Here is a 24710-nt window from a genome sequence, read left to right as displayed (position 1 = left end):
GTTAAATAACTGATGTGATTTTTGCACCATGAGCCAATATATCATGCCCTTCTATTTCTACCTCTATCATCATAACTTAGCTTGCCGTTAAGATAGCGTTAAGGTGATGGCTAATGTTAGGAATAGTTTTAATTGATAGCTTGTTTTTAGAGATACAGTGAACGCTAGACCGCCACCCCAAATAGGCGTCCAATCAATGAGGTAGCAACCATTGCTAGCACGCCCCAAATCACGACTCTAGCAGTAGCAGGAATAACAGGTGCGCCGCCCAAACGCGCCGATATTACCCCAAGTAGCGCTAAGCCTATTATGGTCAAAGATGATAATGACCAAACCAGTGTTTGTGCGGGTAACAGGAGAATACCAATAATCGGTAATATCGCGCCAGCAATGAATGATAACCCAGAAGCCACTGAGGCATGAATCGGTTTTGCTTGACTTAAATCTGTTAAGCCAATCTCATCGCGAGCATGAGCCTCAAGTGCATTGTGCTCAGTCAATGCTACCGCAACTTGATGTGCCAATACGTGATCCAGCCCACGTGTCTCATAAATCTTAGTCAACTCAAAAAGCTCGCGCTCAGCATTATGAGTCAGCTCATGCAATTCTTTATCTAGATCCGCTTTTTCGGTATCCGCTTGTGACGATACTGAAATATACTCACCAGCAGCCATCGATAAAGCACCCGCGGTCAATGCTGCCATTCCTGTTAGTAGCAATGTCTGACTATTTGTACTTGCTGCAGCGACACCGACCAATAAGCTAGCTGTTGAAATCAACCCATCATTTGCGCCCAGTACTGCCGCTCTTAACCAATGATTGCGGTTACTTAAATGAGCTTCGTCATGAATAGAATGGTGCATAAATACCCTCAAACGGTTTAGACATAAATTAGAGTATGTCAGTGTAGCCTATAATGTCACACCCTTTCATACAACTTAGCAGACGGTCACTTTGCTTGCTTTAGCGCCACTAAGCGATAGGTCATCAGTAAAAAAACCAGTGTCTGACTACCTGCATAAAATAACAGTAGAGGCAGCGCGCGACTGTCCGACCCCACCATAAATACGTGAATACTAATAAACATATAAGCCATAAAAGTTAAAAAGTGTAGCCAGCGCCAAGCTGATTGCCCAATATATTTCTTAATATAAAAGCTAAAAGCACAGATAAACAATAGCCAAAATCCCAATTGTCCTAGTGCAACGCCTACACGCTCAGTCTGGAATCCAAAGGGCAGTAAAATTTGCCATAGATTAAGGTTTAAGAAGTTATCTGCTAATAAGATACCTGCATGGAACGCGGCAAAGCCCACTGCTATCAGGCTTAAGTACTGATGTAGGGCAAATACCCGCGCTGCATTAAAGCGCTTGCCTAAACGCGTACTCAACAGCAAGCCAAAAAGGACTGCTAGCCAAAATAATGTGTAGGCAATAACCCCACTTGCGCGTGACAAATACCAAAAATGTTTATCAGTGGCTGTCAGCAGCTGAGAAACCGTCTCTCCCCATGTGAACAACGCATAACCGCCGACTCCGGCAGCAATACTTAATATTAAACTAACCCATAAAGCCTGAGTGAGAATATTGGTGTTGGAAGCAGTATGACTGCGACTAGGGTGGTCTGTGTGCATGACTATACTCCTATGAATGGCTCTACTTTATCTATTAAATCTTGCGTATGTAGGATGATAAGTTAAACAGGAATCAAGTCTGGATGTAGTAAGTTTGGCTGAACTAAGTTTGGACGCATGGCAGGTGTCATCAGAACTTTGTTATTCGTATCGATTAACAGCGCAGCAATATGGTGTTTGTTAAGCCATGCCATCGCTTCCGTGACGCCAAGAAGCACACAGAATTTTGCGTAGACTTCTGCTGTCATCGTGTCCGTAGCCAATACAGTTGCAGTCAATACATCACTATTTACGGAACAAGAATAACGAGGGTGAATTAAATGATGTTGCCAGCGGCCTTCATGCCACCAGCGACGATAATCTTGTCCAGACGTAGCGACAGCGCCCGAGCTGAGTTTGAGGATAGCGATATCTTCTTCTTGAACATGCTCACTGTTAGCAACGTAAGGTTTGGCAACAGCAACTCCCCAAGTCATTGGTTTATCTATTTGGGCTCTTGGAATGCCAATCGCCATATCTCCACCCATATCTACTAAGCAAGGAAGTTGCCAGTGGTGAACTCGGCTAATATGCTCAGTCAGCTGCATGGCGCACCATCCTTTTACATATCCATTCAGGTCCAACGCCATTCCAGCGGGAAGATATACTTGATGCTGTCCATCAGCTAACTGGCGCAGTTGGATACGCTCTATGTGCTGATGGTTTAATTTAGAATCGTTCGCTATAGAGGTATCTTGTAAATTTGCATTGCTATTTAAGTCAACGTTTGAATTTGAACTAACAACAGGCAAGGGTGGCACAGACACTTTGGGTAGGGTTTCAAATGAATGCTTATAGCCAGCGTTCCAAAGATCTTTAAGTAAGGTCGGTGTTACCAAACCTTGAGTTTTCGAGACAAAATGAATGGCACGTTGCAAGACCTCAAATAACTCTGAGCTCACTTTAATCCATTGATTAGTATGGTTGTTAAGTCTCATCAGCTCACTGGTATCATCAAAACGACTGAATATATGCTCCCAGTGAGTTAAGCGCTGCTGAATATCACTTGTCAAAATAGCAATTTGTTGGTCTATTGCTATCGCTGAATACTGTGTATACAGCCTTGTGGTATTTAAGCTGACTTGAATATGACAACCCATCGCGACCAGTTGAATAGTTGCCAATTGTGGTATGTTTTTATTAAGCACGTTTTCTTTCATTAGAGGTCTCCATCTTTTTGTGACGAGGTATAAATCAAATGACCATTAACCTTTTTTATTGAGAAGACCGTGTGCGGGCGACAACTCTTATTGCCTCAACAGGAGCGACTTCATTGACCTGTCGCAATTGGCTGATATCAACAATGGGTGCTGGTTCAATAGCACTCACACTACCTTGAGGAGCAACCGTACTTAACATGGCGGTGTTTACCGGCGCAGTGTCGGCTTCTTGATTGAGTAGTAGTAACCATCCCGCCATAGTGCCTGCAATCGAGACGATCATAATGCTGCTTTTAAGAGAGGCAAAAGGATCTGCTTTTTTAGCAGTTTTAGTAGTGGCTGTATTAAGGGTTTGAGCCTGATGTGATTTGGTATTAGTCATCGTATTCATCCTCATCATGTTGCTGATAGCTCGTAGCAATTAAACGCCCACTCTCTTTATAGCGTTTGTCGTCGTGTTTTTTATTGCGGTGTTTATTATCATCATCGTGATGCTTATCTTTATAGTCATCATGATCATCGTCTTCTTCTTCATAATCAAAGTCCTCAGCACGATAGTCACTAGTAACGACCGAGCTAGCAACTGGATTTAGGACAGCACCAAGATTGGCATCAACATAACTAGGACCGCTGTCTAATAGCACTTCATAAGCGACTGTGCCGTTATAGTTGATAAGCTCTGGAGTAGCCTGCAATATGGCGTCAGGAGCCTTCTGCTTGGCAAGCGCAGTTGCTTGCTCAGCAGTTAGTGCAGCAAGAGACGAGGTTTGGGTAGATTGAGAGAGAGGATTGACGAGTGCTTTAAATGAGGATAAAGAAGGAGAGGTTATGTCAGGGTTTTGACTCACAGTATTTGCTGCTGATTGAACGTTATCAGCATTAGGCGACTGGACAGATAAAGCGATGACCCCGCCAAAAAAGACTAATGAAGTCGCACCGACAGTTAATAACAAGGGTTTTAATAGAGGTAAGCTCATAATATGTGTACTCCGTATATGTTGTTAGGGAATACAACTAGCATACGTAGTGAATATTAACTCAAGCTTAAGAAAGTAAGGTTTAATTCTTTATAGTGTTTTTATAGGCCGCTTGATGGTTTTTTTTATCTATTACCGTTGCGATAAAACCTACTTCTGGTGCAGGGCGGTTCGCAAACGTTATGGCGAGACCATGTAGCTCGGCAATTCGATTAACAATGGAGAGACCTAAGCCGCTACCCAATTGGCTTTGACCTGCTGGACGATAAAAGCGTTCGCTCAGACGCGCTAACTGCTGCGGATCTACGCCTAAGCCATTATCAACTACTCTAATAGTATTGGTATCCAATTGAAGTTCAATCAAAGCCCCTTCAGGACAGTAGCGAATGGCATTGTCTAACAAGTTGCGGATTAACAATTTGAACAAGATAGGATTGATAAGAATCGGTAAAATATCAGCAGGGTTATCACACTGTACAGTACGTTTTAATTGAATGTGCTTTTCACGAGCCAAACGATTAACATCACTTAGCACAATATCCGTTAGCGCCAGCCAATCTGGTTTTTCTAATTGCTCAGGTGGCAATTGTTGTTGCGGTTCTATTTTGGCTAAAATCAGTAGTTGGTCAACTAAATGAGTGGCGCGCTCAATGCCATTACTAATTTTTTGAGCGTGGTAAAATAGCTGATTATCATCTTCTATATCTGATAGCTGTAATATCTGCTGTTGCAATAAGTCCGCTTGTAGTTTTAATGCCGCAAGTGGACTTCGTAGCTCATGCGAGGCATCCGCTGTAAAGCGTTGCTCACGTGCTAAAGTTTCCGCTACTTTAACAAATAAAACATTTAAGGCGGTCACCAAAGGTTGAATCTCTTTGGGTATATCTGCAGTGATGGGACTATCATCTTGCGGCTGACGTTGAGCAAGCTCGGCACTGATTTGGGTGAGTGGCATAAACCCGCGCCGAATCAACCAAATAACCAAACCGATAAATGCCAATAGCCCAATCAACATCGGTAGCACTTGCACAGACATGGCACTGACAATCATTTCTTGGCGAGAATCTAGGTTTTGCCCGACCGCAATCACCCGACCTTTATGCTTAGAATCATGGTCATCATAAATATAAAATAAACGCCAGCGCTTACTAAATGGGTTTAGGCGCTGATAAGCAGAATCATGCGCTTCTACAAAACCATGCTGATCAGATAAAAAGGCAAAGGATTGACCATTTTCATCGGCCATTAATAAGCGTCCTTTTCTATCCCAAATAGCAAAGCCCATATAATCATCTTTAGCATTACCAAGGTCACCTGACAGCTGCTTACTGTTTAAGTTGTATATTTTGGCGGAACGCTTCTTTTTACTTTTACTATCCTCTTGCTCATGATCGTCTCTATCATCATCGTCTTTAGGAGCGACACCTATTAGGTAGCGGGCAACTTGAGTAATTTGGGTATCATTCATCTCGTTAATTTCGTGCCACAGCCGCCACGCAATAAAGCTGGAGGTGAGTATCCACAACAAAGGAAGTCCAATAAGTAAGGAGGTTAATAGCCGTTGCTGGATACTTTTCATAGGCTCACGTGTACTTATATATTAAACCCCACTCTCAACTTGAAATAAGCAAATCAAACTGAAGAGGCGGATTACCAAGTTTTTTGTTGAGTACAAAGCACAGATTGTGTGACAGGATTTTACGAATCAATCGATGAGACAAATGCCATAAATCTCTTGCTCGTACCTTTTGTATATTAAATCGTTCTGATAACTGACCAATGACTGTTTCAACGATACGGCGGGCTTTCATTAGCCGCCTTACCACAGGTTTGGGTCTATCTTCTTTCATATTAGCTCTGAGTGGCGTTTGTAAATCTACTCCTTGAGCGTCGTAGTACGATGTCAGACTCGGGCTGATATACCCTTTATCAGCGCCAAGTAGCCCATGAATATGAGTGGTGATTTCTGGGGCAACCGCTCTTTCATCAACATTGGCAGGAGCAAAGGTAAAGCCTTTAATCATGCCCGATAAGTTAACAAGCAAATGGCCTTCAAAGCCATAGTACCTCTCTTGCTTAGCGGCACAGTAGCTAAAAGCTGCTAAGTCTTGATAATTCTTATGCCGATAAGCGCGTCCATAATGACAGACGGGTATCGGAAAGCCATCCATAAAATGAATGTTGTCACGGCCTTCAATTTGACTGACGTTATCTTGTATCTGCTGTTTGACTTGCCACAGATTGGCGCAGTGCTTTGCGAAGTTAGGGTATGAGCCGATGGCTGGAAACCAGTCTTGCCAATGCTGGGTAAAGTATTGCCAAATTTGTTTGTCTTGATCTAGGTGTAAAAATTCACCGACCATCTCCATGCAAATAACCTCAGGATCACTTAGCTTTGGCGCGTAACCTGCACTTCGCAAGGGTTTGGTGACGACTATTTTGTAATATTGCTCTACCATTAAATAGATATTGATGATAAATTCGTCTATGGACATCTCACAACTCCATTGTATTCTTGGTCGAAAACAATAGATTAGTGAGGTGCTCTTCTTTTTTCAATCACTTTCGAAGTTGAGAGTGGGGTATATTAAATAAAATAGACAAGATAGATAAGCTAAAGGTAATCAAGGATATCATTCATGACTGTTATAAGCGGGATTGAGATAGTAGCCGATACCGCGTTTGGTCAAGATAAAGTCATTGCCCAGTTTTTTACGTAAGTGATGAATGTGCACTTCAATGGCATTACTTTCGATATCTTGTTGCCATCCATACAGTTTATCTTCTAAGCTCGCTCTACTATGTATTTGTTTGGGATGGGTCAGCATTTGCTCCAAGATTGCCACTTCTTTGATGGTCAATTCAATCACTTGACCTTGATACGTTAGTTGCTGATTATGAGGCTGATAGGCAACCTCGCCATAACGGATTTCAGGTTGGCTACGTCCCTGACTGCGTCGCATCAAAGCTTGCAGACGAGCAACAACTTCATCTAATGCAAACGGCTTAACCAAATAATCGTCAGCGCCCACATTGAGTCCTGCCACCCGATTGGCAATCGCGTCGCGTGCAGTGATAATTAAAACCGGCGTATCAATGTGTTTGGCGCGCCAATTTTGCAGCACGGTCATGCCGTCCCCTTTTGGCAAGGTTAAATCAAGCAGCACCGCATCAAACATATCCTCTTGCAGCGCCATTTCACCTTGCTTAGCATCACTGAACCAATCGACCATCATGCCATGGCTTTTTAAGCCGAGAATAATACCTTCAGCAATGCTGCTATCGTCTTCTATTAATAATATACGTGACATGTGTTTTCCATCGCTCTATTTATTCTGCCGCTTCGTTTATTTCATATTTGACGGTTCATCTGTCACCATTTTATTGCCGGTTATCATCGATTTAATCAGGTTTTGGCGTTGCCAGTAACTCATGGCAATCGCAGCGATAATATGCAAAGGAACGAGTAGATATAAACTGTTTGCTAATAGCTCATGCACATCTTCAAGAAAATCTTCATTACCAATGATTTCTGATTCCATTAGATAACCGGTTATTCCTAATCCTATAATTACTGCCCATAACGATAGTATCATAAGGGCTGCCAATGGATTATGCCCAAGATGCTGCTCATCAACACGGCGAACACTTAAGTCTGATATATGATACTTAAGTCGTGTTGGTGTGGGAAAGAAATTAGTAAAGCGTGCATATCGAGTGCCAATTAAACCCCAAAGCAAGCGTATCACCACTAATCCTACCACGGTATAGCCTACATAGGCGTGTAGATCGCTACCGTCTTCAGTAAAGAGTAGATTGGCAATAATACCCGCTGCCACTGTCCAGTGGGTGATTCTAACTAAAATATCCCAAACTCGTACTTGTCTCATCTTGGGGATGCTGGATGACGGTACGCCAGAATTAGGGATCAAATTGGTGGTGTTATTTTGGCTCATGATCGTCACTCCCTTAAGAATACATTTGTTTATTAACGATATTTGGCTGCAAGAAACTAAAGCGAAGCGAGATATCGTAAGCAGACTAGATGTCGCAGTGTCTGTCTTACAGTTATTACAACAAATGAAGCTTAAGGCGAGCTTAGGAAATCAAAGAATGTAAAAACTTAGGTAGTGGATATAGTGGCATATCTGAGGTCATATGCTACCTTAAGACTCAGTTAAGAATTAAGTAGTAGTATCATTCATGCTTTTTCAAAAAATCTAAACTTGGTAAAACAAGCTTTCTTAACTTTAATGAAATAATTTTAGGGAGTCTATTATGGCCTTAAAGGTCTGGCAAGCTATCGTTGGCATCGTAGCAATTACTTCAGTCACTGTACTCATGCAAATCCCCTCTGAGACATGGGCAACAGCAGCAACAGCCAGCCTAATACTGGGTGCTTCAGCTTTAGCATGTATGGCAATCTCATGCATACTTGCTAGTCGTTGGCATGTTGTTGAAAGATTATTTGGTGGTCTAGATAGAGTGTATGAAGCTCATAAATGGATTGCCATATGGGCACTGGTTTTTGCTGTCTATCATTTCGTTTTTAAAGCCAAACTAGACTCTTGGGATCTTGCGCCCATTTTAGAATTGTCCAAGTATTGGACGCGTTTGATCCGACAACTCAGCATTGTCGCCTTAGGTCTAATTGTGATGTTGGCATTGAACAGAAAAATTCCCTATGGCAACTGGCGTTGGTTACATAAGTTCTCAGGGCCACTTTTTTTAATCGTCATACTGCATTGGTTGAGCTTTAAGTCACCTATTACCTTGACTAGCCCAGCGGGCATTTGGTTAGCGCTAATTTGTGGTTTAGGGGTGATTGCCGCGCTGTACAAAATGCTACTGTACCCTTTCGTTGCCAAAGTTGGCGAATATAAGCTCGTGTCTATGTCTCATGGCAAAGCGGCTATACACTTGGAATTTGAGCCAGTGGATAGTAAATTCCCCTTTAAAGCCGGTCAATTCGCTTTTATCTCTCTTAAAGAATCAGGTTTGCGTGAGCCGCATCCCTTTACCATAGCCAGTGCGCCCTCAGATACTGGACACATTCATTTTGTGATTCGAGCATTAGGCGACTACACAAAAAAGCTTAGTGAACAAGCTAAAGTGGGTATGTTGGCTGATATTTATGCCCCTTATGGTCATTTCAAACGCAAGCCGAACGCAGAGCGTGAAATCTGGATTGGGGCTGGAGTAGGAATCTCACCCTTTATTTCATGGTTAGAGGATAAAACGGTCGGTCATTTTGAACAGGCTACTTTGGTTTATTGCTTCAGTCCCTCACGCGCTTTTCCTAGTGTTGAGCGTATGAAAGAAGTAACAGATCAATCTGGTGCCGATTTTGTGGCCAATCCGAGTGGTAGCGATGCCATGGCTGATGCAATTCGCAAAGCAACCAGTGAAGTCAATCCAAAGGAGGTTCAAATCAGCTTCTGCGGCCCCAAAGGACTGCTACAAAATGTACAGTCACTCATGAAAGAGTATGGCATTCCCGCCAAAAACATTCATTATGAGTTCTTTGATTTTCGCTAGAACACATGAAAGTTACTGTGCTTAGCATAAACTTGATAAGGCAAATGGTACGCTTATTTAAGCCTTGAATCATCGTTGCTAGGGCTAAGTAATTGAATGACAAACCCCGATATTAATAGCGTCACCTAAGAAAAGTAAATTTCATAGCTCAGCCCTATATGCTATATAAATAATAGCATATAGAGCTTTTCTGACTTATCAGAGTAAGGTTGTTCCATGGCATATGCAGATGTTGATACCCCAATATTAATAAACTCACCTAAGTAAAATACCAAATCAGATAAAAGTTCCTAACGCTACCTATAGTAGTGTTGGAAGCCTTTATTTGATGTCTCTAATGTCTAAAAAATAAGGGCATACATCTAATATAATAAGATACCCCGAGCTTAACAAAGCCACCTTAGAAATCTTATTATTAGCCATTTGTAGTGAAATCCTTGTATGGAAAGGCTCAGATGAACTAGTGATATAGCATTTTCACATTTTGGTAAGTAATCAGTACATCTATAAATGCGATTTGCAGACCCGCAATGTTATAGGAAATCACATCTAACAATTTTGAGTTATGGATACAGATTAATTCTGCAAACGCTCATTACTTCAAAACCACCTTGCCAGCCGCACCATCCATTCGATAGTTTTTAATGTCACCAGCGATAACCAAATTAATGGCTTTTTCGATCTCATCAAGGGGAACGTTAAACCACTCTGTAGCCTTGTAGAGGTTATCGTTTGCTGCTTTTGAAGATACCTTGACCCTTTGATCATAGAAGAAAGCATGCAGTACACCTTCTACACTACGCGCATTGGCATCATAGACCTGCCACTCAGCAATGATATCTACTGGTTGTTGCAAGAAGGCAGTATCTCTAATCGAGTGCTTTGTGCGAGCCTCTCCTGTAAGGGTAGAGAAACCTACTTTATGCAGGTGCTTATAGTGTGCTAAATTGCTTGGCGTATCAGTTAGCTTAGCGACATAAATGACACCAGTAAGCTGACGATCATCTCCGAAGTTTTTGGCCAATTCATCATCCATCCAGTCAGGATCAGTAATTAACAACTGATAGCTGTTTTCATATTTATATTGAGCGGTAGCTAATGAATGGGTGAGCATATTTGACTCTGTACCATTAGAGAGTATTAAGCGTAGTCTTTCTTGACTACGAGTATTTTTTCTAGCTTCTGCTTTATATATATTAGCCACATAGCAAAGCATGCCGTTTAGAACGAATACACTGCCAATGTTGATATCTTTCACTGATGAAAAGTTGGTTTTAGCAAAAGCACCCATTTGAATAGCTTTAGATATGCGCTCAAAGGTTGCTTCAAACTTATAAAAGTCCTTACATTCGAACCGGCTGGCTATATCTTCGTCATTGTATTGATCGTAGCTGGCACGTGTATTGCTCTGACTATCACTGACTAAGATTTCAGAATGGATGTTGTCAAAAATTCCTAGGTCATCGCTGTTAAAGATATCATCTAGACTATTAATAACAGGTGGCTCGCTAACAGCCTCGGTTACCGGCTCAGCTTCTTTAGTGCTAGCGCTGACTGCCTTTTCAGACCCATCATCCTTATTGTTCACGCCTTTGTCTGAGAGTGTCGGTTTGTCAGGTAGGGCAGAATCAGTACTTTGAGCAGCCAATAAACCATGCTTATCTAAGGCTAGCAGTTCTTGCGAGTTTGCGTGGTTGGTTTGTATGGTAGCTAACAGGCGAGCATTTATCTTTTCATTAATATCATTGGCACTGCTACTAGGCACGCGCCCCTGTTGATCGATAAAAAGGTTGATAGTGTCAAACTGCTGCGCTAAAACGCTGTTATTCGCTGAGCTTTTGGTAACGGGCTTTATGTCGTCTAATAGACCGGTACTGTCATTAGAAAAAATATCTTCTAGCGTTTTGTACTCACGACTTTGATAGATCTCATCAAGTTTAATCATGACTGTTGGCTTCTCGCTTGGCTTTTTGGTTTCTGACATAGGAGATAACTTCAGTCATACGACGCTCGATAGCATCTTCTGAGTTTCTATTTGGCTGACGTCCTTTATTCTTTATAAACGCCACTATCTTTGGCCACATTAGGACCGCTTCTGCCTCAGTTACGGTCGAACGGCTGGCATGAACGACGTCATTGATGGTTTGTAGTACTTCTTTATCGACTGTCCTAGAAAGGACTTCATACGCATCATGAAATGGGTTGACCGATTTCACAAGATCGATGGGAAGGTTGTTTACATTGACAAACTTACTGCCAACCTTCACAAAGCCGTTGCTAGGATTTGAGTCATTGCTGCTGCTTGATTTGGTTTTAGGGTTATATATTTTTGCGTCAGATGGTAGGTGGCGCTCTTTAATAATGTCGTTTTCATTGAGCTGACTTTTTCGTTCAGCATTTAAAGTAGTGATATCTATATATTCATGACCTTGCTTAATGAAACAGCGTTCATTTTCGATAATGGCATCTTCAGGAATGTCTTTGCCGTCAATAACGCCGCCTTGGCGGTTGATGGCCATATACTGCATGACGCCTTCTTGTACTTGCCGTACTTCATTTTCTTCCAGCGCTGGGTACTTACTACGAATAATACTGGGGATAACGTTATCCGATACCGATTCGGTCTCGACGTTATTGGTTTCGGCAGCGATATACTTTTTAATGCTATCTGTATTTTGGGCTAGCTGTGCCAATATCTCGTCACGGTCTTGGTTAAGTATCTTCATGACTCGATCAGAGGGCGGGTTTACGGTGTCATCAATGATAACGGTACCTGCCGGCAAGTCTAACGTGCCTAATATATCCAGTTCACTACGACGCTTAAAGCTGATGTTAGGCTTGAGCACCTGCTCCATTAGTAGTGATAAAGTAATGGCTTTTAATAAGTCATTGACAGAGCTTGTCACCTCAGACTTATCCGCTTCTGGCTCAGCGATTAGGTTGGTGAACTGTGCATGGTGTTTGCCCGCGCTATCACGGGTTGAGCGCCCAATAATCTGCACCACCTCGGTTAGAGAACCGCGATAGCCAATGGTTAATACATGCTCACAATACTCCCAGTCAAAGCCCTCTTTTGCCATCCCAAGGGCTACGATGATATCCATCTGATCACGAGAAGTAATATCCGCTAAGTAAGCCTGTGTATTTACCCGTATGGCGTCATCAGTCACTAAGTCAGCGAGGAGTAAGCGCCTGCCATCATGTGATCGTATGGTGATAACGCCAGTATTCTCATCACGAGATTCACTTTCACCTATAATATCTATGATACGACCAACGGTCTCATACTTGTCTGTCTCAGCGGTTAAGCTATTGACGTTAGGGATGTGAATAATGGTCTTTTTACTGGTATCCAAGCATTCATTTAAGGCATCAAAAAATGATTTTTTATAAAAGTGATAGCCAAGTCCTAATGACTTTAGGTGCTCATAACCATTCAGCTGTTCGTAATAGGTATAAGTCACCTTATCAAACTTTTCTTCATCGCTATCTGACAAGATAGGTATTGAGTCGCCACGGAAGTAGGAGCCAGTCATTGCCACAATATGCGCGCTAGTCTGCGTCATAATGCCATCGAGTATGGCACCCAAGCGGTTAGATTCATCCGCTGAGACGTGATGGAATTCATCAATACCGATAAGTACATCGTTAAATAACGCTATGCTACAGCCGTCCTCAATCACTTTGTCAAAGCCATATCGGAAGCTATGATGCGTGCAGACTAATACTTGGGGAAGAGAGTTATCATTGACATCTGAAGTGATAAATTCTGAGAAGATGGCAGTCTTACGAGTATCACTTTGAGCAAGACTTAAGCATAAGTTATAGCGATCTGCTACTTCCCAATCGGCAAAGAAACCATAATCACTTAGCGCTGTTGATTTAAAGGATTTACCAATACTCATCTCTGGCACGGTAATGATGACTTTTTTGACACCTTGGTTGATGAGCTTGTCTAACGCCAAGAACATCATGGCGCGTGACTTACCAGAGGCAGGCGGCGACTTAATGAGTAAGTATTGGCTATGACGCTTCTCGAATGCACGTGCCTGCATTTCACGCATGCCCATCGAATTATGTGTTTTGCTTTGACCCGTGCGGGCATAAGTTTGATTTAGGATATTAACAGTTGCAGTCATAGTAGATTCATTATAAGTAGAGATGCTCGTAAATCTGTAGCGTAGTAAAAATACAGCTCATTTATCATAACAATAGTGTGAAATTAGTAAACACAAGTTATCGTATTATTATTACGATCAAACCTAGCTTTTGAGTCATAAAAACCGTCATCCATATAGTCTGATGTCTGACGTGTTTTGAAATGTTTCCAAACACTTTGCATATCTGCGTTTTTAGCAAACTTAAGAACGTATTCGCCACCTTCAGATTCTGGTCTAAACTTATAGTGATATTCTGCTATGGGCTGTTCGCGGTATTTGACACCACTTGCAAATTTAATATGATATTCAGTATATTCAAGATTGGTAAGAATACTCACATCTTTCATTAGTGGGCTATAACCAGGGGCCCATTGAGAGCGCGGAGCTATAGAAAACTCATAGATTTCATCATTTTTATTTGGTTTTGTAAGTGTCTTCATTTTCATAGTTTTACTAATGAATTTATTATGATTTTCATTGATAGAACTATAAATTGGCCCGTCTCCGATACAGCCATCCTCCATCCAAGCAAACATTATGAACATATCGCCCTCAGGAAGGTCTTGACCATTTTTGCCCTTTAGCGATATGAGCTCGCTTTGTGGCACGGCTGATGCTTGGCCCATAGAAAACACGAGTAGTGCAGCTAAGGCTATACTTGATAAGACTTTAGGAATCATAAGAGAATGCTCTTTATAAGGGGTTTGATGTTGTTTTTGTATGGATATTGATGCCAAATAACCAAATAAGCTACTTAGCTTTCTTTTTACCTTTGCTCTGTTTTTCCGCTTCGATAAGCTGCTCATAACGTGCCAGCAAATGCGCCAAACGCTCTTCGGTATTGGTAAAGCCTTGCGGACGATACAGCTTGTCTACCGCATCATCGAGGTTGCTATGCGCTTGTTTTAAATCCTCAGGCATCTTCTCTGGATCGTATAGCTCTGCGAGAGTCATGCCAGCATTACTGGCTCTGGCGAGTAGGATTTCTTCTGCAAGATTTTCTATATTGTTTTTTTGCTCGTCAGTGGCATCAGGGAAGGGGAAGGTGTTGTATACAAGTGTGTTGAGATAACGATAATCACTTTTTAAACGACTACTAACAGTTCTCATCCAGTCATTATGAGTTGTAGAATTCAATATTCCAAACTCATACATATTACCATTAGGTATTATTTGCAGAAGGTTATAGTCAGTTCAAAATAAAATTGTTATGACTAGGGCAAATATCATGAAACAATTTGGATAAGTCATTTTCCATCCAACCTTGGCGTAGAAGCTTCACCTGAGCCCATTTTTTCTCGATAGGGTTCAGATCAGGGCTGTACGGTGGCAGCCATAGAATACGATGACCGTGCCTGTTCAGTAGCTTTTGAATGCGTTTGCTCTTATGAGATCTGGCATTATCCATGACAATCACGCATTTGGTTTTAAGACTTGGGATTAGCTTGTGTTTGCACCAGTGATAGAAAACGATGCTGTTGATGTTTGTCTCAAAGTAATCTAATGCAAACAGCATCTTTTCATATAGAGCACCGATAACGTTGGTTCGCTTTTTACCTTGCCAGTTGTAGCTATCGATACAAGGCTTACCAATCGGTGCATAGCCATAAGGACGAATAGTTTCAGCCTCAAAGCCACTTTCATCCATATAAACGATGGGATAGCCTTGCTGCGTAAAGCTATTAAGCTTACTGTGATATATCGCTCTTTTGATCGGACACGCTTTTGGATGCTCTAAGGTCTTTTTTTTGACTGATGCCAAGTCGCTTTAGGGCATGATAAATGCCTGTTTTACTACAGTTTAAACGACGAGCTCGCTCATACTGGTAATCATCAGGATGTTCTTTAACATCATTAAGTAGCACGTCATCTGGTATTTTATAGGGTTTAGTTTGCCTGTTTGTTTTACTATGAACACGTCTCTTCCAGTTCTGTATAGTGGTTGGGCTAAGATTATAGAACTCAGCTGCCTCGGCAAAGGTCATACCATCATCTATACTTTTAAGAACTTGTTTACGAAAATCTAGTGAGTAAGTCATGGTCTTTATAATAACAATTGGGTTTGATAATTAATTTATAACATTTTTAGGTGGGCTTGACTATAGTAGCTATAGTATCTGAGCTTACTATTCCCATGGGAATATAGCGTCTACGTTCAGAAGAGACAATAGGAGCAACTATATAATTTCCATCTAAAGGTTGTTTAATCTCGTCAAATTTATGAGGTGTAGCAGCAAGCTTTTGAGTAGCAAGCTTTTTACTGATAAGCCTATTTTCTCTAACATTTTCAATTCGTCTCTTAATTTCTGGAAGTTCATTGAGCTCGTCTTCAGTAATATCGTTAAGCCATAAACACCATCGTTCTTTATTATTAATAAACTCTTCCGAACCTATAGTTTTTCTTAGCCATTTTTTAGAGTTTGGCTCAATCAAAAGAAGCTCGTCTCTTTCATTATGGTTTAAAAAGAAGTTTCCAAAGTCGGTAGCTTTGCTACCTTGTATCATAGGTTGTAAATCATCATAGAAAGGTTGACGCCTACTTTCAATTGCTAGGTTGCTACCTTTAATCAAATAGGGGCTGATATTATTTACAGATTCGCAATGCCAGGTGTTCTCTACAACTTTATATATTCTTTTCAGCTTATTTATCTTTGCAGATAGCCCGATAATGACTACGTGGACAGCAGCATTATGTTTAGCATTGTTTTTCCAAGGGAAACTTTGATAGGCAAAACTAATATGAATACTTAGATTGAAAATATGGGGAAATAACGCAGATACTTGAGCGCCTTGAGCAATAGAGTTGGTTGATACTAAAGCCAGTTCGGCATTAGAATTAGCAATATACTGTGAGCCTTTCCAAAACCAAGAAGCAACATAATCTAGAGATTTGAAATTTTTGAACTCCTTAAATACTTGCGTCATATCCTCTGTTTGCTCATCGTTACGACTCCCAGTACCCCCAAATGGCGGATTACCAATGATATAAATCTCATCACTGCCATTATTTGGACATACCTCCTTCCAGTCGATACGCAAGCTATTGCCATAAACAATGTGTCCGCTATCTTTCAGCGGAAGCATAGGCTGAGATGCGCCGAACTCTTGCTCGAATAGTACATTCATTTGGTGTTCAGCTAGCCACAGCGACAAACGCGCTATTTGACTGGCAAAGTCGTCATACTCGATACCGTATAAATTATCTAAGCTGACCACACTGTCAAAGCCTAGACCTAGTAGGTTGTCTTTAGAGCCCAGTAAGTCGCGCTGTGCTTTTAATACATCAATCTCTAGTTTGCGTAACTCTTTATAGGCAATGATCAAGAAGTTGCCTGATCCGCAAGCTGGGTCAAATACTTTGATTTGGCTGATACGCTTAAGTAGAGCATCTAGGCGCTCAGCTTTATTGTTCTTATGGCGATTGTCATGGCTTAGCGCTATGACTGTGTCTAGCTCTGCAAGTAGCTCGTCTAAGAATAGCGGCTGTATGACCTTCATGATATTGCTAACACTGGTGTAATGCTGTCCTAAGCTGCCACGCTGCTCAGGGTCAATGACCGCTTGAAACATGGAACCAAAAATATCAGGGTTAATCTCGGCCCAGCTCAAACGTGCACACTCTAGTAAGATAGGGCGGGTCCGCGCATCAAACTCAGGAATGGCGAACTGATATTCAAATAAGCTGCCGTTCACATAGGGGAATGCACTTAAATGAGTAGGCTTGGCACTACGCTCGCTGCTAGACTCAGGTAAGTCGAGAACCTCGAACAGCTCAAACAGTGTGCTATCGACGTCGCTGCCATCTATATTGGTGGTTCTATCAATCACGTCATAGAACTGGTCTGCTTTAAAAATACCCGTGTCTTCGGCATAAAAACAGAATAGTAGTCGCGTTAAAAATATATTGAGCGCATGCAAGTCATCAGCAGTATTAAACTCGTTGAGCTTGCGGATATGGTCGAACAAGCGCCCCATCTTTTCAGAGGCTTGCACATCAGCAGGGTGCTCTGAGTACTCACGAGCACGCTCTAGGCCGGCAAGTGGCAATAGGAAATGATAGTTCTTATAAAGGTCAGTAAAATCGCAGTCGAGGGTCTCATCATACTTGGTGTCGTTAATCAGTACGGTGTCGAAATCCGTCACCATTATCATGCGGATTTTGTGCTGATTGATGATTGGGCTGTTCATCACCCCACTCAGGGCTTTAGCAAGGTCTTGACCTTCCTCTACAGGCTTGAAGTAGATACGATGCTTGTTGGCAACCTCGCCAGCTTCAGGATGGGCTGCTACATTGAAACGATTATCGTTCTTTTTGAGAGAAGTAATCGTGGACTTTGAGACATCTAGCAGTGTTAGGAAATCAAAGATAAAGTCTTCTTTATTTTTTTTATCAATAACTTTAGCGGTTAGTTTTTCTAAATCTTCAAAAAACTGGGTTTGGTTAAATGCCATGGCTGTCTCTGTAGATGAATTACGGGTGTAAATAAGCAGGCTAATGTGCAATTATAGCCATATCTTATCGTATTTGAAGTGTTAGGTGTTTTAAATGAGAGTTGATAGACTCTTATCATTTTAAATAATAAGACTAAAACTTTGTTAATGGGACTTGGTAATGATAGTTGGTAGTTGTTTTCACGGTGATTCTGATCGTATTGGATGGATCCAGCATGACAGCTATGGAAAAGCCTTACGTATCATCGATTTTGCTATCGATAAACACCGTCATGCTGAAAGGGTGGTTGCTGTTCGTACGGAATTTAGTGATTTACGTGATGGGCTGAGAGGTTTTGACCATAGAACCCTGCAGTGGCTTCATGACTGTATGGCAGCTGCGTTCCGTATGGAGTATTGTCTTAATGCAGATTTTCTCATTTACAAAATACCAGACCCTCATACACCCGAAGAGACTGTAGCACTTTGGCTTGAATTTCTTAGAAAAGAGCTTGAGAAGGTATTTGCTGAGTATTGGCAGCTTCCTAGATTAATTCTTACAGCGGCTCTCTATCCAAATCCTGATAAAAAAGGTATGGCGGCAGAAGATGAGATCTATGAGTTGACTCAATTTTTATATCCTGAATTAGAATAGATAAATGCTTATTTGTTAAAATCATATACTAACTTTTAGTTCATATTTATTAGTTTTATAAACTATTTTTTCATCTTTAGTCTAGGGCTAGCGTGTCTTCAATTGGATAAGCTATAAGTAATAGTTACAATACCGCATCTATTGAGTCGCTACTAAAAATACAAGTTATTGCAAGAAAAGCACTAACAGACACGCTTTGAGATCAAACCCCAGTATTCACAACGTTACCTAAGTAAAATACTAAATCAGATGAAGGCTTAGGAGAAGATAAACCCTAATTACGTGCAATTATCTTATAGTCCTTTGAAAATAAAACTGTTATAAGTTTAGACACGCTACTGGTATAAATTTTACTTGCGTGCTGTGTTCCTAGAGGCTGCGCAAAATTCATCCCAGTAGCGCTATGTTATTTTTAAAGCGTATTCACTATAGAAAGCATGAGCATATGTAAGAATGAATTGCTAGCTCAAGAGTCAAAATAATTAAGGGTCAACATGGCTTTTATTTGCATAAAAAATGATGAAAAAATCTATAGTTTTATATATAGCTTAAAAGATTGGATAGTTTTAAAAGAAGATAAATCGTCCAGTTTCAATATGGCTTGCTGTGGTAATCAGGCAATACTAAAGACAAGTAAGCTAGGTACGAAGTTCTTCGCTCATAAGGCAAAACCTAAAGACTCTAACTGCTCGACTGGTGGTGAAACTGCCGAACACATGCATATCAAATATCTTGTTATGAAAGAATTGGATAGAAACGGTTGGGTTGTAGAAGTTGAAAAAGCGGGGCTTACCCCAAGTGGTGAGGAGTGGATTGCTGATATTTATGCAGAGAAAGGCAAAGCTAAGATTGCCATTGAAGTGCAATGGAGCCCTCAAGCTTTTATAGAAACAAAACGCAGACAAGAAAAATATGCTCAATCAGGCGTAAGGTGTGCGTGGTTGCTTAGAAGTGGCTCAGTTAAAGATACTAATGCAATTACAGGCGATTATGCCTATAGTACGAAAGACATACCTGTATTCTCTATTTATAGAAATAAGACGCAGGACAATCAAGCTTATATGATCTATAACGTGAATAGGCTAGACAGCAACAGTAGTCGGTACAACCACCGTTCATTTAAGCCTATTACGCTACCATTAGAGAGTTTTATACAAAGATTGGTGTCACAAGGCCTAGTTTTTATACCTTATGAGCGATTCACCTCTACAAAGTTTAGATTTAAATCCAATGGTATCACTGAGATGACTTTAGGGGTGAGTAAAGACTCTTGCGCTAAATGTGGTTACTCCAATCCGATAATTTCTGAGGTGAGATATAAAGAAGACTATAAAGTACGTTCTAAGAAAATAAAAAATTGTAGCGATAAAGAGCTTAGAATTATTAATACGCATTTTTCTAAGCATTATGTTTTTTCACCCATAAAAAAGGTGCGTAGTGAAATACTGAACAAAGTTTTTATAGTCAACACTTGTGTTGAATGTGGTTTTGTCATAGATAGAGATGGTCAGTATAGTACCTATTTAAAAAAAATTTTCACTAAGCCGCTTTTTATAAAGCATTTAGGTCTTAATACGAGCCTTTCCTAAAAACTGTGTAACTGCTTATAATCCACTAACAGGAGAATAAGCAATGACTAACCAAACTGACATCAAGAAACTGGCTGAGCAAATGGCTGGTAGCATGAATAGCTTCGATGACATCAAAGACTTTCAAAAGCAGCTCATGCAATCCTTTATCGACACTGCCCTTGAAGCTGAGATGGAAGACCATCTCGGCTATCCTAAGCATGAGAAAGTAGATAAGCCAAATAAACGCAATGGGCATACTAAAAAGACCGTCCGCAGTGACACAGGCGATCTTGAGATATCCACTCCAAGAGACCGTGATGGTGAGTTTGAACCTACACTCGTGCGTAAGCATCAAACCCGTATCTCAGGTCTTGATGACAAGATCATATTCTTTTACGCCAAAGGTCAAACCACGACTGAGATTGTAGAGACCATCAAAGAGCTCTACGATGTCGACATCTCAAGCTCTCTTGTCTCAAGAGTCACCAATAATATCTTAGACGACATCACCGCTTGGCAGAACCGGCCACTGAGCAGTGTTTATCCTATCGTCTATTTAGACTGCATCGTCGTCAAAGTACGTCAAGACAAGCAGATCATCAACAAAGCCATTTACTTAGCCCTAGGTGTTGCTCTTAACGGTAAAAAAGAGCTGCTTGGTATGTGGCTCTCAGAGAATGAAGGGGCTAAGTTCTGGCTGGGTGTTCTCACTGAACTACAAAACCGCGGGGTACAAGATATCCTCATTGCCTGTGTCGACGGCTTAAAGGGCTTCCCTGATGCCATTAACACCGTCTACCCCAACGCTCAGGTTCAGCTGTGTATCGTACACATGGTGCGTTACTCAATGAAGTTCGTACCGTGGACGGATAAAAAGGCCGTAGCGGCTGATTTAAAAGCCATCTACGGTGCGGATACGCTTGAGATAGCAGAGGCCAATCTTGAGCACTTTGATGAGACTTGGGGTAAGGATTACCCGCACGTGGTTAAGTCTTGGCGCAATAACTGGGAGGGCCTAACGGTGTTCTTTGAGTATCCGAAAGACATCAGAAAAGTCATATATACCACCAATGCTATAGAATCATTAAACAGTGTGATTCGTACGGCGGTGAATAAGCGTAAGGTGTTCCCATCTGATCAGGCAGCATTCAAAGTGGTGTACTTAGCCACCCAGCAGGCATCCAAAAAGTGGTCGATGCCAATCCGTAACTGGACGTCTGCTCTGAATCGCTTTATGATTATGTTTGATGACCGTATTAGTAAGCATTTAATCTAAATGGCAGTTACACAGAATTCGGGATGGGCTCCTTAATACAGAAAAATTCTATACTTCGAATACAACTCTTAATACGGAATGTGTCTACCGTGTAAACAACAGTTTTAAAATCAAATATAACGAGAGTTTTGAGTTTGGTAAATGGGTTACTAGAGATAGTGAACCAGTTTAATCAGGATAATTGGCATATATGATTGTTTATAAAAAATCATAAAATGTAATTTACTACTGTAGATTTTGCAATAATTACTATATAAGTTTGAAAGCAATCAAACGTAATCCTTTTGCCATACTGCGTTTTTGCAAACCATACAACACCAACTATCTTGAGCACGCATATATAGGATATCTGCTGGCATCTCTACCGGGCAAGCACTTGCGCAGTACTCACAGAGCACATCATCTAAACAAGCGTAACATTGAGCAATCGTCTCAAACAATAGATTTGAGCTGATTCTATATTTATGACATAGCATTCGTACATGTTCAAGATAATCCTCCTTATGATCATATGCCCAATAATCAACACAGATTTTTTGATCTCTACTATTCTGTGTCATACCAAATTCAAGTTTGATACCCATAGTATGTCTCCTAATCAAAATGTCGTTATATGTTCTATCGATTATTTAGTTGTACAGAACTTTAAAAAATTATATGAAGTTATGTCTGTAAGAGGCTCTTAATCACCTCATCTTGAGTCATTCCTATATGCTTGCAATAAAAAGCTTCAATCTCATCTAAAGCTTCACGTAATTGTCGCTGTGATACCTGTATGTAATGTAGTGTCACATCATCACTAGATTTAGCCTCACGATGATTTAGCAGTCTCTTGAGCACAGGGTAGCTTACATTGAGACTATTGGCGACAGTGCCAAATGTACGGCGTAAATCGTGAGGGGTAATATGCATGCTAGCCTTATTTGATATCGAACGGTAACTACCGCTCAAATCCTTGACATGGTCATCATTTCTCTGCAAATCACTCGGAAATACCCAATGCTCTCCATAGCTCAATCTAAATCGTTCACTGAGTATGGCTTGAAGTATTTTTCCAGTTGGCATATGGTAATCAGAACCGTTTTTAGTGGCTTTAAAGACAATGCGAGCAGCGTCAAGGTCTACATCTTCCCATCTTAGTGATTGCGCTTCATTTAAACGAACACCAGCAAACATAAAAAGCAATAAAATATCGCGAGCGTTATTACTATAAGGTGCTTGTTTAAATGAACTACCGTCTCGGTGCTCTATCAAAGTTTTAAAATATACTCCCAAATATTCCTCCTCAACATGGTGAGTACGAGGTTTAATTTTGTTCCAATCATTTTTGGCATTCAGTATTCGAATGGGTTGGTCCTTTATTATGTACTCTTCATCATCATCTAAGAAGCTATCTTGACAATAATTCCATACTGATCGAAGAGCTCGCATAGTGGCATTTGCCTGAGCTGGACTAGACTTACTTATTTGCTTATGTTTTTCACTTATCATAGTTTTAGTTATATCGTTTAAAGACACTTCAAGCCAGTCATCGAGTCGACCAAGTATCTGTTGGTCGTAAGTCTCAACAGTACGGCTGGCAAGATTAGGTTTCATAGATTTAAAGTAGATATAAGCTTCATTTAGTGTTGGCACGTTAAAATCTGGTGTATCTTTTATTTTTGGAGTAGCGTGATAGCTATCATATACATCAAGTCCCTTCTTTATGTTGACCATCATTGTGCTGGCTTTTTCACGAGCTTCAGTCAAAGTGATAAGATGTGTTTCTTCAACTTCGTCACGATAGAGCTTACCGTTAATGCGTTTGTGAAGTGTGTATCGCTTAGATTGTTTACCCACACGAAGTGCGAAGCCTGTTAATACTTCATCCATGTAAATATCTGTGCCGCTTGAGGTGTATGCTACTGAATCAACAAACTTCTTACTAAGCTTAACTTTCATATCTCATCCGTACCGCATTATTTATCGTGTTAATAATACTATAATACGTTAAATAACAGATGCATCAAAGTATCAAGATAGTATCAAAATTTTATTTGACGCTAGTATTACTCGACCAATTTATAAATAATTCACGCAATAAAAAACCCTCACAATCCATAGACTGTAAGGGTTTCGTATAGTGGTACCGGTGGTCGGACTCGAACCGACACGCTTTTAAAGGCAACGGATTTTGAATCCGTCATGTCTACCAATTCCATCACACCGGCGTATTAGGTATAAAGCGCTAAGCTTTATCGAATGGGGCTACAGGTTGTGCTGTATAGGCTGCGTATTATAACAGCCTATTTTTGGTCGTCAAGAATTATTTAGCTTAATTGAGTAGTTTTCTAGCCGACAAACGCACGCTCAATCACATAATCCGCTTGTACGCCCATGCGTGGCGATACTGTTAAACCAAAACCATCAAGAATTTTGGAGATATCAGCGTTAAAAGGCATACTACCACAAATCAACACACGATCGTCATCCTTATTCATCTGCGGTAAGCCAATGTCTTGAAATAGTTTACCTGACTCCATAAGATCCGTGATACGGCCAGTGTTTCTAAACTCTTCACGGGTAGTGGTGGGGTAGTAAATAAACTTCTCACGATACCACTCGCCAAAGATCTCATCATTTGGCAGCTCGTTTTCGAACATCTCACGATAGGCCAAGTCTTCCACATTACGCACGCCGTGGACGAGAATAATCTTATCAAAGCGCTCATAAACCTCAGGATCGCGTGATAACGCTAAGAACGGCGCAAGCCCCGTACCGGTCGCAAGCATATAAAGATTTTTGCCCGGTAGCAAATCGTCCAATACTAGCGTGCCAGTAGGTTTTTTACTGACTAATAGCTCATCACCAACTTTGATATGTTGTAAGCGCGAAGTCAATGGGCCATCGGGTACTTTGATCGAAAAGAACTCTAAATGATCCTCATAATTAGGGCTAGCAATCGAGTAAGCTCGCAGTAATGGCCTGCCATCAACGATGATACCTATCATCGCAAACTCACCGTTACGAAAGCGTAGGCCATCGTCGCGAGTGGTCTTGATAGTGAATAGCGAATCGTTCCAATGATGAACTTCGGTGACCGTTTCGGTGCGCAGTTTTGACATAAAGCCCTCTAATTAGTCGATAAACGCATCAAAAGCTAATAGCCAGATGCAAGTTATTCTCAATATATAATGGAGCACATCATAACAAATTTCAAAATAAAAATCCGCCATGAAATGCGCACGCACCATGATAATATGGAATATCGTTAGTGAGTATATTTGTATG

At 41.0% G+C, this 24710-nt stretch carries 23 protein-coding genes and 1 tRNA gene; 4 read left to right on the top strand and 20 right to left on the bottom strand.

The annotated features are described in order from the left end of the window. Window positions 1-164: 164 nt before the first annotated feature. The 9 genes from M0N77_RS07255 to M0N77_RS07215 form a co-directional block, all read right to left on the bottom strand. The gene (locus tag M0N77_RS07255) at window positions 165-863 is read right to left on the bottom strand and encodes a VIT family protein (protein WP_353104563.1); all 699 of its coding nucleotides are present in this window, start codon (window positions 861-863) and stop codon (window positions 165-167) included. Between the two features lie 86 nt (window positions 864-949). Beyond that, window positions 950-1633: a ferric reductase-like protein gene (locus M0N77_RS07250; RefSeq protein WP_353104562.1), complete on the bottom strand. Its 684-nt coding sequence runs from the start codon at window positions 1631-1633 to the stop codon at window positions 950-952. Between the two features lie 62 nt (window positions 1634-1695). After that, window positions 1696-2832, bottom strand: a complete 1137-nt coding sequence (locus tag M0N77_RS07245) for an FAD:protein FMN transferase (RefSeq protein WP_353104561.1) — start codon at window positions 2830-2832, stop codon at window positions 1696-1698. A 55-nt stretch (window positions 2833-2887) separates the two neighbouring features. Then, the gene (locus tag M0N77_RS07240) at window positions 2888-3214 is read right to left on the bottom strand and encodes a hypothetical protein (protein ID WP_353104560.1); all 327 of its coding nucleotides are present in this window, start codon (window positions 3212-3214) and stop codon (window positions 2888-2890) included. Beyond that, the gene (locus tag M0N77_RS07235) at window positions 3207-3809 is read right to left on the bottom strand and encodes a PepSY domain-containing protein (protein ID WP_353104559.1); all 603 of its coding nucleotides are present in this window, start codon (window positions 3807-3809) and stop codon (window positions 3207-3209) included. The genes M0N77_RS07240 and M0N77_RS07235 overlap by 8 nt, the downstream gene beginning before the upstream one ends. A gap of 82 nt (window positions 3810-3891) precedes the next feature. Next, the gene (locus M0N77_RS07230; protein ID WP_353104558.1) at window positions 3892-5388 is read right to left on the bottom strand and encodes an ATP-binding protein; all 1497 of its coding nucleotides are present in this window, start codon (window positions 5386-5388) and stop codon (window positions 3892-3894) included. A gap of 34 nt (window positions 5389-5422) precedes the next feature. Continuing rightward, complete coding sequence (locus M0N77_RS07225; RefSeq protein WP_353103404.1) at window positions 5423-6304, bottom strand: IS982 family transposase; 882 nt, start codon at window positions 6302-6304, stop codon at window positions 5423-5425. Window positions 6305-6442: 138 nt separating this feature from the next. Beyond that, window positions 6443-7120: a response regulator gene (locus M0N77_RS07220; protein ID WP_353104557.1), complete on the bottom strand. Its 678-nt coding sequence runs from the start codon at window positions 7118-7120 to the stop codon at window positions 6443-6445. Window positions 7121-7156: 36 nt separating this feature from the next. Continuing rightward, the gene (locus M0N77_RS07215) at window positions 7157-7765 is read right to left on the bottom strand and encodes a cytochrome b/b6 domain-containing protein (protein WP_353104556.1); all 609 of its coding nucleotides are present in this window, start codon (window positions 7763-7765) and stop codon (window positions 7157-7159) included. A gap of 322 nt (window positions 7766-8087) precedes the next feature. Between M0N77_RS07215 and M0N77_RS07210 the strand changes: the two genes are divergently transcribed. Beyond that, window positions 8088-9347: a ferredoxin reductase family protein gene (locus M0N77_RS07210; RefSeq protein ID WP_353104555.1), complete on the top strand. Its 1260-nt coding sequence runs from the start codon at window positions 8088-8090 to the stop codon at window positions 9345-9347. 595 nt (window positions 9348-9942) lie between these two features. Here the strand turns inward: M0N77_RS07210 and M0N77_RS07205 are convergent. The 7 genes from M0N77_RS07205 to M0N77_RS07175 form a co-directional block, all read right to left on the bottom strand. Beyond that, a complete protein-coding gene (locus tag M0N77_RS07205; protein ID WP_353104554.1) occupies window positions 9943-11331 on the bottom strand; it encodes a GIY-YIG nuclease family protein in 1389 nt (462 codons plus the stop codon). Continuing rightward, complete coding sequence (locus M0N77_RS07200) at window positions 11285-13486, bottom strand: DNA helicase (RefSeq protein ID WP_353104553.1); 2202 nt, start codon at window positions 13484-13486, stop codon at window positions 11285-11287. Before M0N77_RS07200 ends, M0N77_RS07205 begins: the two co-directional genes overlap by 47 nt. A gap of 83 nt (window positions 13487-13569) precedes the next feature. After that, entirely contained in the window at window positions 13570-14187 is a 618-nt protein-coding gene (locus M0N77_RS07195; RefSeq protein WP_353104552.1) for a hypothetical protein, read from the bottom strand. Between the two features lie 70 nt (window positions 14188-14257). After that, complete coding sequence (locus M0N77_RS07190) at window positions 14258-14680, bottom strand: type IIL restriction-modification enzyme MmeI (protein WP_353105592.1); 423 nt, start codon at window positions 14678-14680, stop codon at window positions 14258-14260. A gap of 16 nt (window positions 14681-14696) precedes the next feature. Beyond that, window positions 14697-15269, bottom strand: coding sequence for an IS630 family transposase (locus M0N77_RS07185; protein WP_353104551.1), 573 nt, complete (start codon window positions 15267-15269; stop codon window positions 14697-14699). Beyond that, on the bottom strand, window positions 15196-15492 hold the full coding sequence (locus M0N77_RS07180) for an IS630 transposase-related protein (RefSeq protein WP_353104550.1): 297 nt from the start codon (window positions 15490-15492) through the stop codon (window positions 15196-15198). Before M0N77_RS07180 ends, M0N77_RS07185 begins: the two co-directional genes overlap by 74 nt. A gap of 100 nt (window positions 15493-15592) precedes the next feature. Further along, on the bottom strand, window positions 15593-17959 hold the full coding sequence (locus M0N77_RS07175) for a DNA methyltransferase (RefSeq protein WP_353104549.1): 2367 nt from the start codon (window positions 17957-17959) through the stop codon (window positions 15593-15595). A 160-nt stretch (window positions 17960-18119) separates the two neighbouring features. Here M0N77_RS07175 and M0N77_RS07170 point away from each other — a divergent pair, with 160 nt between their 5' ends. The 3 genes from M0N77_RS07170 (at window position 18120) to M0N77_RS07160 (ending at window position 21440) form a co-directional block, all read left to right on the top strand. Continuing rightward, entirely contained in the window at window positions 18120-18593 is a 474-nt protein-coding gene (locus M0N77_RS07170) for a hypothetical protein (protein WP_353104548.1), read from the top strand. 494 nt (window positions 18594-19087) lie between these two features. After that, window positions 19088-20182: a competence protein CoiA family protein gene (locus M0N77_RS07165; protein WP_353104547.1), complete on the top strand. Its 1095-nt coding sequence runs from the start codon at window positions 19088-19090 to the stop codon at window positions 20180-20182. Window positions 20183-20225: 43 nt separating this feature from the next. Next, window positions 20226-21440: an IS256 family transposase gene (locus M0N77_RS07160; protein WP_353104546.1), complete on the top strand. Its 1215-nt coding sequence runs from the start codon at window positions 20226-20228 to the stop codon at window positions 21438-21440. Between the two features lie 269 nt (window positions 21441-21709). Here the strand turns inward: M0N77_RS07160 and M0N77_RS07155 are convergent, their stop codons facing one another. The 4 genes from M0N77_RS07155 to M0N77_RS07140 form a co-directional block, all read right to left on the bottom strand. Beyond that, on the bottom strand, window positions 21710-22000 hold the full coding sequence (locus tag M0N77_RS07155; RefSeq protein ID WP_353104545.1) for a hypothetical protein: 291 nt from the start codon (window positions 21998-22000) through the stop codon (window positions 21710-21712). 103 nt (window positions 22001-22103) lie between these two features. After that, window positions 22104-23381, bottom strand: coding sequence for a tyrosine-type recombinase/integrase (locus tag M0N77_RS07150; protein ID WP_353104544.1), 1278 nt, complete (start codon window positions 23379-23381; stop codon window positions 22104-22106). A gap of 182 nt (window positions 23382-23563) precedes the next feature. Next, window positions 23564-23650: transfer RNA gene (locus M0N77_RS07145), tRNA-Leu, on the bottom strand. A 120-nt stretch (window positions 23651-23770) separates the two neighbouring features. Further along, window positions 23771-24544, bottom strand: a complete 774-nt coding sequence (locus M0N77_RS07140; protein ID WP_353104543.1) for a ferredoxin--NADP reductase — start codon at window positions 24542-24544, stop codon at window positions 23771-23773. Window positions 24545-24710: the final 166 nt, after the last annotated feature.

The sequence above is a fragment of the Psychrobacter sp. AH5 genome, assembly GCF_040371085.1.
Taxonomy (GTDB): domain Bacteria; phylum Pseudomonadota; class Gammaproteobacteria; order Pseudomonadales; family Moraxellaceae; genus Psychrobacter.
Note: the sequence above shows the minus strand (reverse complement) of the source record. Positions and strands in the feature narration are given on the sequence as shown.

Coding starts and splice junctions, on each gene's coding strand:
- M0N77_RS07255 (WP_353104563.1), bottom strand. CDS start 863: ATGCACCATTCTATTCATGACGAAGCTCATTTAAGTAACCGCAATCAT.
- M0N77_RS07250 (WP_353104562.1), bottom strand. CDS start 1,633: ATGCACACAGACCACCCTAGTCGCAGTCATACTGCTTCCAACACCAAT.
- M0N77_RS07245 (WP_353104561.1), bottom strand. CDS start 2,832: ATGAAAGAAAACGTGCTTAATAAAAACATACCACAATTGGCAACTATT.
- M0N77_RS07240 (WP_353104560.1), bottom strand. CDS start 3,214: ATGACTAATACCAAATCACATCAGGCTCAAACCCTTAATACAGCCACT.
- M0N77_RS07235 (WP_353104559.1), bottom strand. CDS start 3,809: ATGAGCTTACCTCTATTAAAACCCTTGTTATTAACTGTCGGTGCGACT.
- M0N77_RS07230 (WP_353104558.1), bottom strand. CDS start 5,388: ATGAAAAGTATCCAGCAACGGCTATTAACCTCCTTACTTATTGGACTT.
- M0N77_RS07225 (WP_353103404.1), bottom strand. CDS start 6,304: ATGTCCATAGACGAATTTATCATCAATATCTATTTAATGGTAGAGCAA.
- M0N77_RS07220 (WP_353104557.1), bottom strand. CDS start 7,120: ATGTCACGTATATTATTAATAGAAGACGATAGCAGCATTGCTGAAGGT.
- M0N77_RS07215 (WP_353104556.1), bottom strand. CDS start 7,765: ATGAGCCAAAATAACACCACCAATTTGATCCCTAATTCTGGCGTACCG.
- M0N77_RS07210 (WP_353104555.1), top strand. CDS start 8,088: ATGGCCTTAAAGGTCTGGCAAGCTATCGTTGGCATCGTAGCAATTACT.
- M0N77_RS07205 (WP_353104554.1), bottom strand. CDS start 11,331: ATGTCAGAAACCAAAAAGCCAAGCGAGAAGCCAACAGTCATGATTAAA.
- M0N77_RS07200 (WP_353104553.1), bottom strand. CDS start 13,486: ATGACTGCAACTGTTAATATCCTAAATCAAACTTATGCCCGCACGGGT.
- M0N77_RS07195 (WP_353104552.1), bottom strand. CDS start 14,187: ATGATTCCTAAAGTCTTATCAAGTATAGCCTTAGCTGCACTACTCGTG.
- M0N77_RS07180 (WP_353104550.1), bottom strand. CDS start 15,492: ATGACCTTTGCCGAGGCAGCTGAGTTCTATAATCTTAGCCCAACCACT.
- M0N77_RS07175 (WP_353104549.1), bottom strand. CDS start 17,959: ATGGCATTTAACCAAACCCAGTTTTTTGAAGATTTAGAAAAACTAACC.
- M0N77_RS07170 (WP_353104548.1), top strand. CDS start 18,120: ATGATAGTTGGTAGTTGTTTTCACGGTGATTCTGATCGTATTGGATGG.
- M0N77_RS07165 (WP_353104547.1), top strand. CDS start 19,088: ATGGCTTTTATTTGCATAAAAAATGATGAAAAAATCTATAGTTTTATA.
- M0N77_RS07160 (WP_353104546.1), top strand. CDS start 20,226: ATGACTAACCAAACTGACATCAAGAAACTGGCTGAGCAAATGGCTGGT.
- M0N77_RS07155 (WP_353104545.1), bottom strand. CDS start 22,000: ATGACACAGAATAGTAGAGATCAAAAAATCTGTGTTGATTATTGGGCA.
- M0N77_RS07150 (WP_353104544.1), bottom strand. CDS start 23,381: ATGAAAGTTAAGCTTAGTAAGAAGTTTGTTGATTCAGTAGCATACACC.
- M0N77_RS07140 (WP_353104543.1), bottom strand. CDS start 24,544: ATGTCAAAACTGCGCACCGAAACGGTCACCGAAGTTCATCATTGGAAC.